Here is a 17474-nt window from a genome sequence, read left to right as displayed (position 1 = left end):
TCGCATCGATACGTGTCACGGTGCGCAGTCTATGTTCCGTGCGCGCCAGGTGCGCGTTGAATGTCTCCCGCATCTACGCGGCAGTTTGCCCGGTGTCAGGCAAACGCTGGAAGTCGAGAAACGTGGTGTCGTGAGGGAGAGAGATCCAGGCCGCCAAACTGAGCGACGCAGAACACTCACCCTAGCAGTTCAAATCTCGCAGAAACGCCTGCAGCTTCGGCCGATGGCGCCACCCACACATCGAACACGCCGGGCTCCACGGTTGGTTTCAAGGCCTGGCCGATAAACAACAGATCCTCACGGCGCAGCACGAATTCCACCGCCACGCTGCCGCCTGCCGGTACCGCAACCTTGCGAAAATCCTTCAGCTCGCGCACCGGGCGGGTGACGCTGGCACTGCGGTCGCGGATGTAGAGCTGCGCCACTTCTTCGGCATCGCGCGTGCCGCGGTTGTGGATGCGCGCGCTGATGCGCAGGCTGCCGGTCGCCGTCATCCGCGTATCGCTCAAGCGCAGCTCGCCGTATTCGATGCGGCCATAGGTCAAGCCGTGCCCGAAGGGGAACAGTGCGGTGTTGGGCACCGTTCGGTAGTGCGTTTTATACGGCTCCAGCACATCCGGCTGCGGATTGGGGCGGCCGCTGGAGGTGTGTGCGTAGAAGTAGGGCACCTGGCCTGCCGCGTGCGGAAAACTCACCGGCAAGCGGCCCGATGGCGCACGCGTGCCAAACAGGATGTCGGCCACTGCAGCGCTCGCCTCCGAACCCAGGAACCAGCTGACCAGGATTGACGCGCATGCGTGCACCGGCCCCTCCAGCGCGAGTGCACGGCCGGTGCTCAGCAGCACCACGACCGGCGTGCCGGTGGCGATCACTGCCGCCAGCAATTGCTGCTGTACCTCGGGAATGCTGATCTCGGTGCGCGACTGCGCCTCGCCCGAATAGCTCAAGGGTTCACCGATTGCCAGCAGCGCCACATCGGCATTGCCAGCGGCTGCCACTGCCGCCTGCACGCCGCCCGGCAGCGCTTGATCGAAGCCGCAACCGTCCTCCACGCGCAGTGCAGTGGGGTCGTCCAGCGCGCCCGACAGCGCAGCGGCCAGCGTGTTGCGGTTGTCCTCTTCATCGAACAGGCTCCACGGCCCGGCGTGATTGAGCCAGTCGCGCGCCATTGGCCCGATCAACGCAATGCGCTGGCCGCTGCGTCGCAATGGCAACAGCTCGCCCTCGTTCTTCAGCAACACCACCGATTTGCATGCGGCTTCGCGCGCCAAGGCCAGGGTTTCGGCGCGGCGCTGACGCGACTGCGCGAGCCTGGGCCGGATACGCCGGAACGGATCGTCGAACAGCCCCAACGCCGCCTTGAACGTCAGCACGCGGCGCACCGAGGCATCCAGACGTGCCATCGGCACCTCGCCTGCGGCAACCAGGGCAGGCAGATAGCGCAGATACAGGCCGCTTTCCATGCTGATGTCCACCCCGGCCATGAAGGCCAGCCTGGCCGCCTCGCGGTCGTCGGCTGCAACGCCGTGCGCGACCAGTTCCTGGTCGGCGCTGAAGTCGGACACGACCAAGCCCGGATAGTCCCACTGCTGCCGCAGCACGCCATCCAGCAACCACGCGTTGGCCGTTGCCGGAATGCCCGACAGTTCGTTGAATGCCGCCATGGTCGTGACCGCACCGGCAGCGAAGGCGGACTGAAACGGCGGGAAATAGACCTCGCGCAGCGTCCGCTCGGAGACATCCACACGGTTGTAATCCAGCCCTCCTTCGGCCGCGCCGTAGGCGGCGAAATGCTTGGGGCAGGCTGCCATCGCATCGGGATTCGCCAATCCTGCATCGCCCTGGAAGCCGCGCACCCGCGCCTGTGCGAACAGCCGCGCCAGCAGCACGTCTTCGCCAGCGCCCTCGACACCGCGGCCCCAGCGTGCATCGCGGGCGATGTCCACCATCGGCGCGAAGGTCCAGTCCAGACCCACCGCACTGGCCTCCATGGCCGCTGCGCGCGCCGTGCGCCGTGCCAGGTCTGGCTCGAAGCTGGCCGCTTCGGCCAACGGCACAGGGAAGACGGTGGTGTAGCCATGGATCACATCGGCGGCGAACAGCAACGGAATGCGCAGCCGGCTTTGCAGCGCTGCCTTCTGCAGTTGCTGGTGCCAGCGGACGTTGGAGCCATTGAAGACCCCGGTCAGCCGCCCGGCCCGGGCCGCAGCCAGCTGATCGTCCCCATCGGCAGAGCGTGCAAGCGGGTTGGCGACGATCGCCTTGCCATCCTGCTGCGCCGAGCTGAACAGGCTGAGCTGCCCGGCTTTTTCTTCAACGCTCATGCGCGCGATCAGTGCGTCGATGAAAGCAGGCGTGCGCACCGCCCCTGACGGCAGCGCCCAGCCGGTGGGAATGCGCGCGAGCAGGCCTAGCGCGGCTGCGCCACCCAGCAGCTGGCGCCGCGTCGTGCGTGGAGACATGTGAGGATTCTTGGGTGGAGTGGGTGTGCACGCTACAGGATGGGCGACGCAGGTAACCAGACTGCTTTCGCTTTCCGCGCGGTTACAACGCAGAGGCCTGCAGATCGATCACAAAGCGGTAATGCACGTCGTTGTCGTGCACGCGGGCGAAGGCGTCGTTGATGTCCTGCATGCGGATCAACTCGATGTCGGCCACGATGTTGTGCTGTTGGCAGAACGCGAGCATCGCCTGGGTGTCGGCGGTGCCGCCGGTGCCGGAGCTGGTGATCTTGCGGCGGCCCATGGCGAGCATGACCGGGCGGAAATCCAGCTGGTCCGGCAGGCCCAGCGTGCACAAGGTGCCGTCCAGGTTGAGTGCCTTGAGCATGTCGTTCATCGGATAGCTGCGTGAGACGGTGTCCAGGATGAAATCGAAGCGGTAGGCCTGCGCCTGCATCTGTGCAGCGTCGGTGGACAGCACTACTTCGTGCGCGCCCAGGCGCTGGGCTTCGGCAGCTTTCTTCGGCGAGGTGGTGAACGCCACCACATGCGCGCCCATCGCGCGTGCGAACTTAATGCCCAGGTGGCCAAGCCCGCCGATACCGACCACGCCCACGGTGTGGCCGGGGCCGATGCCATACCGATGCAGTGGCGCAAAGCAGGTGATGCCGGCGCACAACAGCGGCGCGGCAGCGGCCGGGTCCAGGCCGTCGGGCAGCGCGTACACGAAGCGCGCATCGGACACGTAGAACTCCGAATAGCCGCCGCGGGTGCGGCTGCCGTCCACGCGATCCAGCCCGTCGAAGGTGAGCGTGGGGAACTCGCGGCAATACACTTCATCGTGCGCTTGGCAGGGCGGGCATTGCCGGCAGGAATCGACGATGGTGCCGATCATTACCCGCTGCCCCAGCGTAAAGCCTTCGACATCCGCGCCCAGCTCGATGACCTCGCCCACGATTTCATGGCCGGGCACCAGCGGGTACTCGCTGGCCCAGTGGTTTACCGAATGCAGATCCGAGTGGCAGACGCCGCAGAACAACACCTTGATCGCCACATCGTTGGCACGTACCGCGCGGCGTTCGAATTGCCACGGCACCATGGCGCCTTCTTTTTCAAGTGCGGCATAGGCGCGGGTGGTGCGGCCCTGGCCGGCGGGATGGGTGTCGGTTGAGGTCATGGCGGTCACTGTGCTTTACACTCTGCGGAACGTGTAAGGTTTACCTATTTACAAATAATGTCAAGTGTAAAGTCATCGAAGGCAGTGCCTGCGCCTGCCGCGCCCCAGGCTGTAAGCAAGGAGGCGCGCGTCATGGAGGTGGCGCTGCAGCTGTTTCTGCGTCATGGCTACCGCAAGGTGAGCATGAGCGATATTGCGCAGGCCACGCAGATGTCGCGGCCCTCGCTGTATGCCGCCTTCGCCAACAAGGAGGCGATCTTCGCCGCGCAAGTGGCGCGCCAGCGCGCATTCTGCATGGTCGAAACCGCCCAGCGCGTGCGTGGCTCACAAGATTTGCAGACCCAGTTGCGGCACTTGTTCGATATCTGGGTGCTGGAGCCGGTGGCGGCAGTGATCGGTTCGGACAACGGCATGGATCTGGTGGCCAACTGCGGGGTGTATGCGCCCGATGCGCTGGGCGCTCTGTACCAGCAGATGGAAACCACGCTGGTGCAGCTGCTGAGCCCGCATGTGCGTGCCGATAGCGCCATGTCGGCGGCCGATCTGGCGTATATCCTGCGGCTTGCCACCACCAGTTTGAAGGCCTCGGCCGACAATGAGGCAGTGCTGCGGCGGTTGATCGCCGGGTTGATCACCATGGCCTTGGCAACGGTGCAGGCCGGTGGTGCCGATGCGCAAGGCAAGAAAAAACCGCGCGCCGTTGATTGGCTGATTGGCGTTGACTCCATACTCGTTGCATGGATGAGCAGCAGCACACCACGCGTGGACCTACACCAGCGCTGAAACTGAAACGGGCCCAGTGCAATGGATGCATTGGGCCCGCTGAGTACCTCATCAACATCCAGTGGCGTTGTGTATCGCAAGCACATCGCCCCGCATTTCTCAGTCCGCCATCACCTTGTCCGGCGTCATCGGTGTGCTGCGGATGCGCTTGCCGGTGGCATGGAAGATCGCATTGCAGATCGCCGCCGAAACACCGACCAGGCCGATTTCGCCCACGCCCTTCGCGCCCAGGCTGCTGACGATGCGGTCGTCCTCGTCGGCGAAGATCACATCGATGTCGTGAATGTCGGCGTTGGCCGAGACGTGATACATCGCAAAATCGTGATTCATGAAGCGGCCGAAACGGTGATCGGACTGGGTGTGCTCGTGCAACGCCTGGCCGATGCCCCACACCACACCACCCACAATCTGGCTGCGCGCGGTGATCGGGTTGAGGATGCGCCCGGCTGCGATCGCGCTGACCACGCGGGTCACCCGCACCGTGCCCAGCTCTTCGTCCACGCGCACTTCCACGAACACCGCGCCATGGGTGGCACGGGTGTATTTGCGTTGCTTGAACACGTTGGGCAGCAGCAGGAACTTGTCTTCGATCTGGTCCAGCTGAGCGGCACGCAACAGCTCGGTCAAGGCGACGGTGGTGCCGGCATCGGCGCGCAATGCCAGCATGCCATCGGCGAAGACCACCTCGTCCAGTTTGGCCTTGGTAAAGCGCGAATTGGGCAATGCCTGAGCGAGCCGCAGCAGCCGCGCGCGTAGTTTTCCGCATGCACCATCCACCGCCGAACCCACCGTGGTCACATGCGACGAGCCGCCTTCGATCGGTGCGACCGGCAGTGTGGAATCGCCGAGCTGGAAGGTGACCTGTTCCAGCGGCAAGCCCAGCGCTTCGGCGGCGATCATCGCCATCACCGTGTAGGTGCCGGTGCCGATATCGCTGGCCGCACTGCTCACCACCAGCCGCCCATCGGCATGCAACACGGCGTGCGCGCGCGCAAACATCTGCATCGCATCCCATTGGCCGGTGGCCATGCCCCAGCCGACCCATTCGTTGCCTTCCTTGCGCGCGCGCGGCTGCAACGGGCGCTGCGCCCAACCGAAGCGCTCGGCACCTTGCTGGTAGCAGGCGCGCAGCGCCTTGCTGGAAAAAGGCTTGTCGTCGGCCGGATTGACCTCGGCGTAATTCTTCAGGCGTAGCGCCAGCGGATCCATGCCGAGCTCATAGGACAGCTCGTCCATCGCCACTTCCAGCGCATGCACGCCGTGTGCGGCGCCGGGTGCGCGCATGTCCATCGGGCTGAACTGGTCCAGGCTCACCAGGTTGTAGCCCAGATGCACGTTGTCGCAGGCGTACAACTGCCCGCTCCAGTTGACCACCACCTCGACGTAATCCTCGATGCGTGAGGTTTCGGCAATGGCTTCGTGCCAGATCGCACGCAAGGTGCCGTCGCGGTCTGCACCGAGCTTGAGCCGCTGCAATGTCTCCGGGCGATGGCCGAAGGTGAACATATGTTGCCGCGTCAGCACCACGCGCACCGAGCGGTCCAGCAGGATCGAGGCCATCACCGCAAGCGGCAATTGATACTGCGGGCGCAGCCCGGAGCCGAAGGCACCGCCCACGTAGGGATTGCGCACGGTGACCTTGCGCTTGCTCAAACCGAACACATGCGAGACATACCAACGGCTGTTCTGCGAGCCCTGGGTCTTGTCGTAAATGGTGAAGTGGCCATCGTCCTCGCGGATCACGGTGGAGGCGAACAACTCCATCGGATTGTGGTGCTCCACGCCGCTGTAATAGTCGGCCTGGACCTGCACGGCGGCATCGGCGAACGCGGTCTCCGGCTCGCCCTTGTCCTTGGGCGGCGGGGAGAAACCTGCCTTCATGGCCTTGGGTTTGTGCGCACGGTCCAGATTGGTCATCAGGTTGGTTTCGTGCGGGTCCTGTAGCAGCTCCACTTCCACCAGATGCGCCGCGTGGCGCGCCGCTTCGAAGGTTTCGGCAACCACCAGAGCGATCGGCTGGCCGCTGTACAGGATCTTGTTGTCGTACAAGGGGCGGAACGGCGAACCGGCAGGTGCGGTCATGTCCTTGTAGAACAGGTCCATGCCGCGCATATGCGGGCGGTTTTCATGGGTGACGATTTCCAGCACGCCGGGCACTGCACGCGCGGCGGCGAGATGGAAGGCGACGATCTCGCCCTTGGCGATGCTGCTGTTGACCACCACGCCATAGGCCAGATCCGGCACCGGCCATTCGGCGGCATAGCGCGCCTGGCCGGTGACCTTGGCACGCCCGTCGATGCGGGTGACGCCGGTGCCGGTGGGGCGATAGCCGGTGCCGCTGTCGGCAACCGGTGGGGTCAGGTCGCTGTTGGATAGATCGGTGCTGCGTGCGTTCATGGCGATTCCTCCAGCGCGCTGGTTCGCCCGCGGTTGTCGATGGTGCCCTCGCGGGCGACGTCCAATGCACGCACGATCGCGCGGCGTGCCAGCGGCAGTTTGAAGGCGTTTTCGCCTTGCGATTGCGCGCCTTGCAGCAACGCATCCGCCAGGCTGCCGAAACTCTCTGCCGTGGCCGGCTTGCCCGCCAGCTGCGCCTCGGCCTCGGGATTGCGCCAGGGCTTGTGCGCCACGCCGCCCAGTGCAACGCGCACCTCCCGGATGCTGCCGTCTTCTGCCAACTCCAGCGCTGCGGCCACCGAGACCAGCGCGAAGGCATACGACAGGCGCTCGCGAATTTTCAGATAGGCACTGTGCGCGGCGAAGCGCTGCGCATCGGGCAGATCGATATGCACGATCAGCTCGTCCGGCGCCAGGGTGCTGTCCCGCTCCGGGTGATCGCCCGGCAAACGATGGAACTGCGCAAAGGGAATATCGCGTTCGCCATTGGGGCCTTGCACATGCACGACTGCATTCAGCGCTGCCAATGCCGTGCACATATCCGAGGGATGCGTGGCGATGCAGTGCGCACTGGCACCCAGGATGGCGTGATATTTGGTCAGCCCGCCGATGGCCGAGCATCCCGTGCCTGGCTCGCGCTTGTTGCACGGCGTGGCATGATCGTAGAAGTACACGCAGCGCGTGCGCTGCAACAGGTTGCCGCCATTGCTGGCCATATTGCGGATCTGAGGCGAAGCACCGGCCAGAATCGCAGCGCTCAGCAAGGGGTAGCGTGTTTCCACGTCCGGGTGATAAGCGGTGTCGGCATTGCGCGCAAGCGCGCCCAAGCGCAGTCCGCCATCGGGCTGCGTGCTGATGCTGTCCAGCGGCAGCCGGTTGATATCGACCAGGCGGCTGGGCCGCATCACTTGCAGCTTCATCAGATCGGTGAGATTGGTGCCGCCGGCGATCAGACGCACGGGGGCTTCGGCAGGCACCGGCTGTGGGTCGCCGCGCACTGCAAGTGCAGTGAGCGCCGCATCGACGTTGTCCGGGCGCGTGTAAGTAAGCGGAATCATGCCGGCACCGTCCCTGGCGTCCACGGTGTGGTGGCGCTCTCGCTGCTGTCGCTGGGTTTGCCCAAGACCTCCATCACCGCATCGGTGATCTGCGGATAGGCACCGCAACGGCACAGATTGCCGCTCATCAATTCGCGCACCTGATCGCGGTCATGCGCCTTGCCTTCGTTGATCATGCCGATAGCCGAACACAATTGCCCAGGCGTGCAATAGCCGCACTGGAAGGCATCGTTTTCGATGAATGCGCGCTGCAACGGATGCAGTTGTTCGCCATCGGCCAGGCCTTCGACCGTGGTGATGTCGGCGCCGTCTTGCATGACCGCAAGCGTGAGGCAGCTATTGATGCGGCGACCATCCACCAGCATGGTGCACGCGCCGCACTGGCCGTGGTCGCAGCCTTTTTTGGTGCCGGTGAGATCGAGCCGGTCGCGCAGCAGATCGAGCAGGCTCACCCAGGCTTCGAGCTGTAATTGGTAGGGCTGGCCGTTGATGCGCAGGTTGACCGGGTAGGTCGGTGCAGCAGTGGTAGCGGTTGCCGGCGCCAGATGAGTGGCAGTGGCGGGCGTGGCATTCATGCGAACCCCGTGGCGATGGCTGAGAGGAGGACGCTCACCTTGATGCCTGCCTGGTCAAGGTGTGGTGTAGGTGGGTGATGCATCTTTCACACGTGCGCGATGTCGAAACATGCTCACGCGTGCAGCGGGACGCGCTGGCTGCGCATGACGTCGCTTGTGTGGATGACCCGCGTGTTGGAGCGGCGCGGTACGACGCTGCATGCACGGGCGCACGCCATGCAGCCGCGCGTCATCGTGGTGTCACCTGCATTGGCCAGGCTAGCCGGCCCAGCGCAAGGGGAGCGCCCACTCATGAAAGCCAACGCCGCCCGCGCGTGGACGCAGGTGTTCACCCAGCATGGATCGGTGCTGCGTGGCTTTTTCGTGCGCCGTGGTGCCAAAGAAGAGGCGGAGGATCTGGTGCAGGAGACCTATCTACGCCTGTTGCGTGCGCATCAGGATCAGGGTGAGGCGATCGCCAATCCCGAGGCCTATCTGTATACGGTGGCGCTGAACTTGGCGCGCGAGCAGGCCGTGCGACGTAAACAGGCGCCGCTGCGCATCGAAGAGATGGAGCAGTTTTCGCAGGTGTTGGCCGCAGGCGACGACGTGGAAGACGCCGCGCACCGGCAGCAGCGCCAGCAACGCTTGCAGGCCTTGCTGGCGACATTGCCGGAGCGCACCTGCGCGGTACTGGTGATGCAGTACCGCGATGGGCTGAGCTACAAGCAGATCGCCGAGCGCATGGGGGTGTCTGCGCATATGGTCAAGAAACACGTGGTACGTGGGTTGTCGGCGTGCAGACGCGCAGTGGCCGACAGCGGAGAAAGCTGGTGAGCAAATCTGCATTGCCAAGCCGCAGCGCTGTCGCTGAGGCCGCGCATTGGCATGCGCTGCAACGCATGCAGGCGCTGGATGCGGGGCAACAGGCCAGCTTTCTGCAATGGCTGACGGCATCGCCGTTGCATGTGCGCGAATACATGGCCGTGCTGCGCGTGGCTGGCGAACTGGGCGATGCATTGCGCGGCATGGATGGACGTGTACGCCTTGCTCGATGCCGACCGGCGCAAGAGCACTGATGCAGTGGCGCGGAACGTGATCGCGCTGCCGTTGCCGGCACGATTGACGCCGCAACATGCGGCCCAGCCACACCGCTCCGCAGCCCAACGCAGTGCGCGCGTGCGCCCATGGAGCATGGGGCTTGCCGCAGCGCTCTGCGGGGTGGCGGTGCTGACTGGCTGGGCCTGGCCGCGCACGCAAACCTACGCCACCGTGCACGGCGAGCAGCGCAGCGTGCAGTTGGCCGATCGCAGCGTGGTGCATCTGAATGCGCAAAGCAGCGTGCGCGCCACCATGACGCCATGGAGCCGTCACCTGCAGCTGTTGCGCGGCCAGGCCAGTTTTGTGGTCGCACCGGACCGGCGCCCCTTGCAAGTGCACGCAGGCCATCTGCGGGTGGAGGATATCGGCACCACCTTCGATGTTGCCTTGTATCAACACCAGGCACGCATCGAGGTGGCCGAGGGCCGTGTACACGTGTGGCACGAACAGCGTGCTGGGCAACCGATGCTCGCCAATCTGGGGGCAGGGCAGAGCGCGCGTATCGACGATGCCACTGGCCAGGTCGAACTGGCCAGCGAAGAGGTGGCCACGATGCATGCCTGGTGGCAGCGCCGCATCGTGTTCCGCGACGCACCGCTAGCCACGGTGGCCGAAGACTTCAATCGGCTCAATCGCACGCGCTTGTTGATCGACGACGCTGCCGCCGGTGCGTTGCTGCTCACCGGCAATCTACGCGGCGACGATATCGCCTCGCTGCGCGCCTTCCTCGACGGCCAGCCGAATCTACGGGTGGTCAGTGCGCCGGGAATTCTGCATGTGCACAGCCGGCCTGCACAGGGCGCGCTTGCGCGATAGCCGTGGTGCCAAGTGACGTCTCGATGCGTGCATCGCCTGCGCGCGCCCAGCGCTCGCACCTCCCGCAGGTGTCACAGAAAATTCATCAAAAAACGGTGCCCGATTGTCGCTGTCGATCCTCGTAGTCCGGGTACAACGCAGCATTCCCGCCTCGCGTGAGGTGCTGCGCATTGCTTCCTCCCCTACTGGATTCCCCGATGCGCCGTACGTTGTTTCTTTCGATCGCCCTCGCCCTGCATGCCGGCACTGCCGGCGCCCAGGCGGCACCTGCCACCATCGCGGTCGATGCGATTCCTGCCCAGCCACTGGCACGCGCGCTCAATGCGCTGTCGCGTCAGACCGGGCTGCAGTTTGTCTATGCTGCGGGCGTGGCCGGTAACCCGCAGACCCGCGCCACCGCTGCCGGCATTGCACCGGAGCAGGCCTTGCAGCAATTGCTCGATGGCACCGGCCTGCGTTACCGCTATCTCAATGCGACCACGGTGACGATCGAAACCACCGAGCCAGCGCCCGGCCTGCAGCAGGCGGTTCCTGCAACCGCAACGACCGCAACGGCGCCAATGCCGCGCGCAGACGCACCGGTGCAGGAACTGGACAGCATCCAGGTGCTTGGCAGTTACGCCGGCAGCCTCAGCGCCGCACTGCGGCAGAAGCGTTACGCCGACAGCGTGGTGGATGTGATCGCTGCCGAAGACATCGGCAAGCTGCCGGCGCAGAACGTGGCCGAAGCACTGCAGCGCGTGCCCGGCGTGTCGATCGTGCGCGACCGCGGCGAAGGCGTGTACGTGCGCGTGCGTGGTCTTGGCCCCAACTTCCAGGTCACCACGCTCAACGGCCAGACCATGGCGGTCAACGAAAACGTGCGCACGTCCGGTCAGACAGGTCGCCAGTTCCGTTACGACACATTGCCGGCCGAACTGGTCTCCGGCCTGGACGTGATCAAGAGCCCCACCGCCGACCTGGACGAAGGCGCCATCGGCGGCATCATCAACGTACGCACGTTCCGCCCGTTGGAACTGGGCAAGACGCTGACCAATGTGTCGCTGGAATCGAGTCAGGCCCAGCGCACCCAGGCCAACGATCCGCGCGCCTCCGGGCTGTTCAATTGGGTCAACGCCGAAGGCACTTTCGGCATGTTGATTTCCGGCGCGTATGCGCAACGTACGCTGCGCCAGGACCGCGTCAACGAGGTGAGCTGGGACTATTACCGCAACGGCGTGCCGGGTGTGCCTGGCGCCAATTACGTGCCCACCGGTCTGCGCCCGACGCTGGAGCTGGAAGAGCGCGAACGCACCGGTGTGGCCGCCTCGCTGCAGTGGAAGCCGAGCGCGGAGTGGGAGACCAATCTGGATCTGCTCTATGCCAAGCAGACCGTGCATTACGACGAATACAGCATGGGCGTGGGTTTCGATAGCCTGGCCAAGCTGAGCAATCTGCGTGTGGAAAACGGCGGCATTACCGGCTTCGATTACCGCAACGGGCAAGTACAGATCTCGCGCGAGACCTCCGGCATCACCGACGACAACCGCAGTGCGCGCCTGTCCAGCACCTGGAGCGGCGACCAATGGACGCTGGGCGCAGTGGCATTCCACTCGCAGGCGCACAGCTACGATTCGGACCCGATCCGACGCACACGCCTGCGCAGCGGCACCAACCTGTCGATGCGCGTGGACATGCCGCAGGCCGACGGCGACAACGTGCCCGATTGGAGCTTCACCAACGGCTTCGATCCAACCAACCCTGCCACCGTCGCAGGGCGCCGGCTGGAATGGCGCGAGATCGATGCACGCGACAAGGAAGATGCACTGCAGTTCGATGCCAAGCGTGCGCTCGACGGCAGCTTCTTCCGCGACTTCAAGGTGGGCGCCAAGTATCGCCAGCGTTCGCGCACTTACGACCGTGCCGACCTGCTGCTCAACAGCATTGCCGGCGTGCGTTTCCCGGGCAGCAATTTCACTGCATTGCCGGTGGGCGACATGCTGGCCGATGCCAACGGCAACATGCCGCGGCAATGGCTGGCGCCGATCGAATCCACGTTTTGGGGCAATTGGCCGACCAGCGCCGATCTCAGCAATACGCCCAACAGCGCCGACCTGCAGAACTCCTATGAGGTGCAGGAGAAGATCGCCTCGGCCTACGCGATGACCAACTTCGGCACCGAACTGGCCGGCCGCGAGCTGCGTGGCAATCTCGGTGCGCGCGTGGTGCGCACCGAACAGGCCACCGATGGCCATGCCGATGTCAACGGCAGTGCGCAACCGGTGCACTTCGAGCGCAGCTACACCAACGTGCTGCCCTCGTTCAATGCAGCCTGGGACGTGCGCGCGGACATGGTGTTGCGCAGCTCCGCTGCCAAGGTGATCACGCGCCCGGACCTCACCTATCTGTCGTCCAAGCTCACCTTCAATTCCAGTGGCGAACGCTTCACCGCCAGTGGTGGCAATCCTGCGTTGCAGCCATTCGAGGCATGGCAGTACGACCTGACCTTCGAGTGGTACATCGATGGCACCTCGGCCCTGACCGGCGGGTTGTTCTACAAGGATATTTCCAGCTTTATCCAGACCCAGATGTCCAATCTGGTCTACGAAGGCCAGACCTATCTGTTGTCGTCCAAGACCAACGGCAGCAAGGCGATGGTGCAGGGTGCGGAAGTGGCGTATCAGCAGGTGTTTAGCGGCCTGCCGTCGCCGCTGGATGGCCTGGGCATGCAGCTCAACTACACCTGGACCGACAGCAAGGCGACCTATCACGACGGCACCAGCAACTTCACCGACAGCCTGGAAGGCGTGGCCAAGAACACCTACAACGCGGTGCTGTTCTACGAGCAGGGGCCGTTGATGGCGCGCGTCAGCTATAGCTGGAGCGACGACATTCTCAACGCGGTGGGCACCGCCAATGTGGCCACGCTCAACAGCGACCAGTTCGGCAGCCTGGATGCCAACATGGCCTACAAGGTCAACGACACGCTGTCGGTGTTCGTCAACGCGATCAATCTCACCGGCGAAGTGCAGCGCCAGTTCGTTGGCGATCATTTGTTCGGCGGCTATACCGACTATGGTCGCACCTGGTCGGTGGGGATGCGCGCGCGTTTTTGAGAATGGCCGGGACCGGCTGACGAGCAGTCGTCAGCTGGCTGCGGACGGCGCGCTTGTGGTCCGAGCGTAGGAGCGGTGCATGCCGCTCCTGCATCGGCCACGCTCACCTGACAGCTGCGCAGTTGCGTTGATCGCCGTTCCACGGTTGTCGGCGGCAGCCACTGCCGCTACTCGGTGCCTGCTGCAGGGCGCCGCATGCAATACAGCATCGCCCGCGTTGGGGCTGTTTCCAGCTGCATTGCGCGAGATCTCGCGCAATGCAGTGGGTGCACCACGTTTTGAGACCACTCATGTCATTACTGCCCCGTATCTGTATGTGTTTCTTTGTGCTGTTCGTTGCCGGCCCGGCTGCGTTGGAAGTGGCGCATGCCGCTGCCGCGGCGTCGGAGACACTTGAAAAAGTCGTGATCCTCAAACGTCACGGCGTGCGTGCGGCGATGTCCAGCCCGGAGCAATTGGGCCGCTATTCCGCACGTCCCTGGCCACACTTCGATGTGCCGGCCGGTCACCTGACCGCCAACGGTGCACGTCTGGAAGCGTTATTCGGTAGCTATTACCGCGCCCATTACGCGCCGCTCGGTGTGTTCGATGGCGATGGCTGCGCCAACGTCTACTACTGGGCCAATCGCACCCAGCGCACCATCGCCTCGGCACGTGCGTTGGCAAGTACGCTCACGCCGGGGTGCACGAACACGGTGCACCACGTTGCCGATGACGCGTCCGATCCCCTGTTCGACGGTGCCCCGGCATTGCGGCAGCCAGCTGCCGCTGCATTGATGCGTGCGGCCATCGCCGGCCGCGTCGGTGGAGATGTTGCGGCCTGGAATGCGGCGCAACACGATGCGATCGACAGCCTGCAGCAACTGCTGCTGCAGTGCGCGCAGCGGCCGTGTCCAGCGCAGGCTGGTGCCGGCAAACAACGCCTGGATGCGGTGCACTCGCGCATGGGCGATGCCCACGATGTAATTGCCGGTGTCGAAGGCCCTGCACCGGCAGCATCAGGTATCAGCGAAAGCCTGCTGATGGGCTGGGCCGATGGCCAGGACTTTGCCGCGTTGGGGTGGCAAGGCGTGAACGAGGCCAGTCTGCTGCGCGTATTCGCACCGCATCAGGCCGAGTTCGCGCTGCGTCTGCGTGCGCCGACGGTGGCGCGCATGGCAAGTTCGCCGCTGGCCGCACGATTACTGGCGACATTGCAGCAAGGCAGCACTGCCGACGCTGGCACTGATACTCACAGCAACGGCAACCGCAATGCCAGCGACAACAGCAATGCACCGCACTCCACGCCGATCGGTGGCGATGCACGGCTGATAGTGCTGTCCGGGCACGACGGCACGCTGACCTTGCTGGCCGGCATGTTCGATCTGCATTGGCAGTTGCCCGGTTACCAGCCCGACCAGACCGTGCCCGGCGGCGCGTTGGTGTTCGAACGTTGGCGCCGTGCCGATGGGCAGCGCGTGATCCGCTTGCGCTACACCGCGCAGACCCTGGCGCAACTGCGCGAACGCCGCGTGCTGACGCCACAAGCGCCGCCGCCCTCGTCGCCTGTGTTCATTCCTGGCTGCAGCAGCGCCACACCGGATTACGACTGCCCACTGCCGGCCTTGGCCACGTTGATCGGCTCCGCAATCGACCCGCATTACCTGAGCGAATGACGCTGCACGCGCCGGCCACGACCGGCGCGTGTGGTTGCATCGGCGCATGAGCGCCGTTTCTCTGGCCACCGTGCCAGCCGCTGTTTCTTATCACTGCAAGAGGCGATTTATGCTCCACCAGCTACGTACTCTCGTCAGTCTCGGAATCACGCTCGGTCTTCCCTGTGCAAGCATCGCCCAGGCACAAACAAACGTCGGCGTCCTCGACGTGCTGACTTACAACGTCGCCGGCCTGCCCGAAGGGCTGTCCAGCGGAACGCCGGCCACCAACACCGCACTGCTGGCGCCGAAATTGGCACCTTACGGCCTGGTCAATGTGCAGGAAGACTTCAACTACCACGCCACGTTGTACGCGGGGGATGCGCATCCGTACCGCACCGCCACCAGTGGCGGCGCTGCCTTCGGCGACGGGCTCAATACGCTCAGCAACTATCCCTTCAGCGACTTCACCCGGATCAAGTGGAATCAGTGCAACGGCACCGACTGCCTGACCCCGAAGGGTTTCAGTTACATGCGCGTGCGCCTGGCCGATGGCGTGTTGCTGGATGTCTACAACGCGCATCCCAATGCCGGTGTCGAAGCGGGCGATCTGTCCGCACGCCGTGCCAATATCGGCCAGCTGGCGCAGTTCATCCAGACCTGGTCGGCCGGTAACGCGGTGCTGGTGATGATGGATTCCAACACGCGCTATACCCGCAGCGACGACAATATCCGCGAGCTGATCGCCTCCAACGGCCTGACCGATCCATGGCTGGAATTGATCAAGGGCAGCGCACCGGCGGCCGGCGCCGCACCGCTGCTGTGCGGCACGCCACCCACCAACAGCTGCGAGGTGGTCGACAAGATCCTGTACCGCGATGCGCCGCAACTGACCCTGGTGGCCAACCGCTATCAGCTCGATGGCGGCGGCTTCTACGACAGTGCAGGCAAGCCCCTGTCCGACCATTACCCACTGCATGCGCAGTTCGGTTGGGCAGTGGGCGATCGACTGCGCACCAGCGACCAGTTCGGTGGCCCGCACGGTATCCCGTTCAACGACCTGGCCGGCAACACCGGCGGTCGCCCGCTCAGCGGGGTGACCCTGCGCGGTGGCGCGCGTCTGGATGGCCTGGGTGTGATCCTGGACAGCGGCAAGCTGCTCGCGCACGGCGGCAGCGGTGGGCAGGCGACGACGTTGTCGCTGGGTGCCAACGAAACGTTGTCCTCGGCCACATTCACGGTGGGCAAGTACAACGACCGCACCCGCGTATTTTCGTTGAGCCTGCGCACCAACAAAGGCCGCAGCGTGCAGGTGGGCACACCGAGCAGCGAGACCTACACGCTGACCGCGCCGAGCGGCTGGCATATCGCCGGTTTCACCGGCCGCGCCGGCGACGAGATCGACAAGTTGGGTGTGGTGTATGCGAAGGACTGAGCGTAGCTGACGCAACAGACTGCGTAACGAGCGTAACGCGTTGCGTAGCAGCGGCACGGCCAGGGATGGCCAGTGTTGCGTGAGCGGCTGCACGCCCAGGCTTCAGCGATATTGACGCCGTGCTTGCTTGCATTCTTCACTGTGCACAGTGCAACGAGACCGCTGATGACGGAAGTAGAAACGCTCTGCACGGCTGCATGGGACGAGCGCAAAGCAGAGTGCTATCAGCCCGAGGGATGCTCAGCCATAGGTGGGTCGTGTCTCATGGATATGCCGGTCGTCACGCAAGCGCACCCTAGCCCGTAGCCACTGCGCAAACTGCTTCTCGCTCCAGGCGCCATCGGCCAATTGCATCATGGCGACGTACTTGTCTTCTTGCGACGCAATGAGCTCAGCACCATTGAGTCCAAGAAAGACGCGATAGCAGACATGGGCGGTGCGCTTGTTGCCATCCACAAACGGGTGATTGCGTGCCAGCCCATAGGCCAGGCTCGCAGTCAGTTCCACCAGGTCGGGCGGGGGATCGCCGTAGGAGAACAACTGTTGCGGGCGTGCCAGCGCCGAATCCAGCAAGGCTTCATCACGCACGCCAGCTGCGCCACCGTGCTCGCTCAACTGACGTTCGTGTATTGCCAAGGCAAGCGCGCGCTCGATCCAGACGACCATGCGCGTGTTCATTTGGCCAACTTGTGCAGCACCTGCCGATCCTCACGCATCACCTGCTCGGCCACCTCCATCTGCGCGGCCAGGGTCGGGTCGAACGCGGTCAGCTTGATGCCGTCGGGCGTTTCCAGCGCATACAGTTCGTCGCCCTTGCCCAGGCGCAGACGGGCCAGCAGTTCCTTGGGCAGGATGACGCCGGCGGAATTGCCGATGGAGGTGATCTTGAGTTTCATGGCGGCGCCCTTTGTTATTACGTAAGTTATAACTCGTTGCCCGGTCCGTCGCAAGCTCGCTCGCTGAATCGGCTCAGCAAGCTGAGT

12 protein-coding genes and 1 pseudogene are annotated in these 17474 nt (G+C 64.4%); 6 read left to right on the top strand and 7 right to left on the bottom strand.

Annotation, left to right across the window (positions count from 1 at the left end):
- Positions 1 to 176 precede the first annotated feature (176 nt).
- Together NDY25_RS04340 and NDY25_RS04335 are read right to left on the bottom strand one after the other, a co-directional pair.
- The gene (locus NDY25_RS04340; protein ID WP_256627793.1) at positions 177 to 2462 is read right to left on the bottom strand and encodes a glycoside hydrolase family 3 N-terminal domain-containing protein; all 2286 of its coding nucleotides are present in this window, start codon (positions 2460 to 2462) and stop codon (positions 177 to 179) included.
- Positions 2463 to 2544: 82 nt separating this feature from the next.
- A complete protein-coding gene (locus NDY25_RS04335) occupies positions 2545 to 3618 on the bottom strand; it encodes an NAD(P)-dependent alcohol dehydrogenase (RefSeq protein WP_168957990.1) in 1074 nt (357 codons plus the stop codon).
- Positions 3619 to 3750: 132 nt separating this feature from the next.
- Between NDY25_RS04335 and NDY25_RS04330 the strand changes: the two genes are divergently transcribed.
- On the top strand, positions 3751 to 4401 hold the full coding sequence (locus NDY25_RS04330; protein ID WP_256627791.1) for a TetR/AcrR family transcriptional regulator: 651 nt from the start codon (positions 3751 to 3753) through the stop codon (positions 4399 to 4401).
- 99 nt (positions 4402 to 4500) lie between these two features.
- Here NDY25_RS04330 and NDY25_RS04325 read toward each other — a convergent pair whose 3' ends face one another.
- From NDY25_RS04325 to NDY25_RS04315, 3 genes are read right to left on the bottom strand one after another with little or no spacing between them, the layout of a single operon-like run.
- Positions 4501 to 6798, bottom strand: a complete 2298-nt coding sequence (locus NDY25_RS04325; RefSeq protein WP_168957988.1) for a xanthine dehydrogenase family protein molybdopterin-binding subunit — start codon at positions 6796 to 6798, stop codon at positions 4501 to 4503.
- Complete coding sequence (locus tag NDY25_RS04320; RefSeq protein WP_256627790.1) at positions 6795 to 7880, bottom strand: FAD binding domain-containing protein; 1086 nt, start codon at positions 7878 to 7880, stop codon at positions 6795 to 6797. The genes NDY25_RS04325 and NDY25_RS04320 overlap by 4 nt, the downstream gene beginning before the upstream one ends.
- A complete protein-coding gene (locus NDY25_RS04315) occupies positions 7853 to 8431 on the bottom strand; it encodes a (2Fe-2S)-binding protein (protein ID WP_168957986.1) in 579 nt (192 codons plus the stop codon). The genes NDY25_RS04320 and NDY25_RS04315 overlap by 28 nt, the downstream gene beginning before the upstream one ends.
- Before the next feature lie 291 nt (positions 8432 to 8722).
- Between NDY25_RS04315 and NDY25_RS04310 the strand changes: the two genes are divergently transcribed.
- The 5 genes and pseudogenes from NDY25_RS04310 (at position 8723) to NDY25_RS04290 (ending at position 16491) form a co-directional block, all read left to right on the top strand.
- Positions 8723 to 9247: an RNA polymerase sigma factor gene (locus NDY25_RS04310; RefSeq protein ID WP_023903059.1), complete on the top strand. Its 525-nt coding sequence runs from the start codon at positions 8723 to 8725 to the stop codon at positions 9245 to 9247.
- Positions 9244 to 10327: pseudogene (locus tag NDY25_RS04305) on the top strand (FecR family protein). Before NDY25_RS04310 ends, NDY25_RS04305 begins: the two are co-directional and overlap by 4 nt.
- Positions 10328 to 10524: 197 nt before the next feature.
- Complete coding sequence (locus NDY25_RS04300) at positions 10525 to 13422, top strand: TonB-dependent receptor (protein WP_168957984.1); 2898 nt, start codon at positions 10525 to 10527, stop codon at positions 13420 to 13422.
- Positions 13423 to 13736: 314 nt separating this feature from the next.
- Complete coding sequence (locus NDY25_RS04295; protein WP_233366614.1) at positions 13737 to 15077, top strand: histidine-type phosphatase; 1341 nt, start codon at positions 13737 to 13739, stop codon at positions 15075 to 15077.
- Positions 15078 to 15186: 109 nt separating this feature from the next.
- Positions 15187 to 16491, top strand: coding sequence for a jacalin-like lectin (locus NDY25_RS04290; protein WP_168957983.1), 1305 nt, complete (start codon positions 15187 to 15189; stop codon positions 16489 to 16491).
- Positions 16492 to 16731: 240 nt separating this feature from the next.
- On the opposite strand, the gene NDY25_RS04285 is transcribed toward NDY25_RS04290, so the two are convergent.
- Both NDY25_RS04285 and NDY25_RS04280 read right to left on the bottom strand, forming a co-directional pair.
- Positions 16732 to 17157 (bottom strand): type II toxin-antitoxin system death-on-curing family toxin, encoded by a 426-nt coding sequence (locus NDY25_RS04285; RefSeq protein WP_104550538.1) that lies wholly within the window; start codon positions 17155 to 17157, stop codon positions 16732 to 16734.
- An 8-nt stretch (positions 17158 to 17165) separates the two neighbouring features.
- On the bottom strand, positions 17166 to 17387 hold the full coding sequence (locus NDY25_RS04280) for an AbrB/MazE/SpoVT family DNA-binding domain-containing protein (protein WP_006450805.1): 222 nt from the start codon (positions 17385 to 17387) through the stop codon (positions 17166 to 17168).
- Positions 17388 to 17474 lie beyond the last annotated feature (87 nt).

It is taken from the genome of Xanthomonas hortorum pv. pelargonii (genome assembly GCF_024499015.1).
Taxonomy (GTDB): Bacteria; Pseudomonadota; Gammaproteobacteria; order Xanthomonadales; family Xanthomonadaceae; genus Xanthomonas; species Xanthomonas hortorum_B.
This window is presented reverse-complemented; position numbering and strand designations above follow the sequence as displayed.

What these genes read in the sequence shown, in the direction of transcription:
- NDY25_RS04340 (WP_256627793.1), bottom strand. Translation starts at nt 2,462, where the DNA reads ATGTCTCCACGCACGACGCGGCGCCAGCTGCTGGGTGGCGCAGCCGCG.
- NDY25_RS04335 (WP_168957990.1), bottom strand. Translation starts at nt 3,618, where the DNA reads ATGACCTCAACCGACACCCATCCCGCCGGCCAGGGCCGCACCACCCGC.
- NDY25_RS04330 (WP_256627791.1), top strand. Translation starts at nt 3,751, where the DNA reads ATGGAGGTGGCGCTGCAGCTGTTTCTGCGTCATGGCTACCGCAAGGTG.
- NDY25_RS04325 (WP_168957988.1), bottom strand. Translation starts at nt 6,798, where the DNA reads ATGAACGCACGCAGCACCGATCTATCCAACAGCGACCTGACCCCACCG.
- NDY25_RS04315 (WP_168957986.1), bottom strand. Translation starts at nt 8,431, where the DNA reads ATGAATGCCACGCCCGCCACTGCCACTCATCTGGCGCCGGCAACCGCT.
- NDY25_RS04310 (WP_023903059.1), top strand. Translation starts at nt 8,723, where the DNA reads ATGAAAGCCAACGCCGCCCGCGCGTGGACGCAGGTGTTCACCCAGCAT.
- NDY25_RS04300 (WP_168957984.1), top strand. Translation starts at nt 10,525, where the DNA reads ATGCGCCGTACGTTGTTTCTTTCGATCGCCCTCGCCCTGCATGCCGGC.
- NDY25_RS04295 (WP_233366614.1), top strand. Translation starts at nt 13,737, where the DNA reads ATGTGTTTCTTTGTGCTGTTCGTTGCCGGCCCGGCTGCGTTGGAAGTG.
- NDY25_RS04290 (WP_168957983.1), top strand. Translation starts at nt 15,187, where the DNA reads ATGCTCCACCAGCTACGTACTCTCGTCAGTCTCGGAATCACGCTCGGT.
- NDY25_RS04285 (WP_104550538.1), bottom strand. Translation starts at nt 17,157, where the DNA reads ATGGTCGTCTGGATCGAGCGCGCGCTTGCCTTGGCAATACACGAACGT.
- NDY25_RS04280 (WP_006450805.1), bottom strand. Translation starts at nt 17,387, where the DNA reads ATGAAACTCAAGATCACCTCCATCGGCAATTCCGCCGGCGTCATCCTG.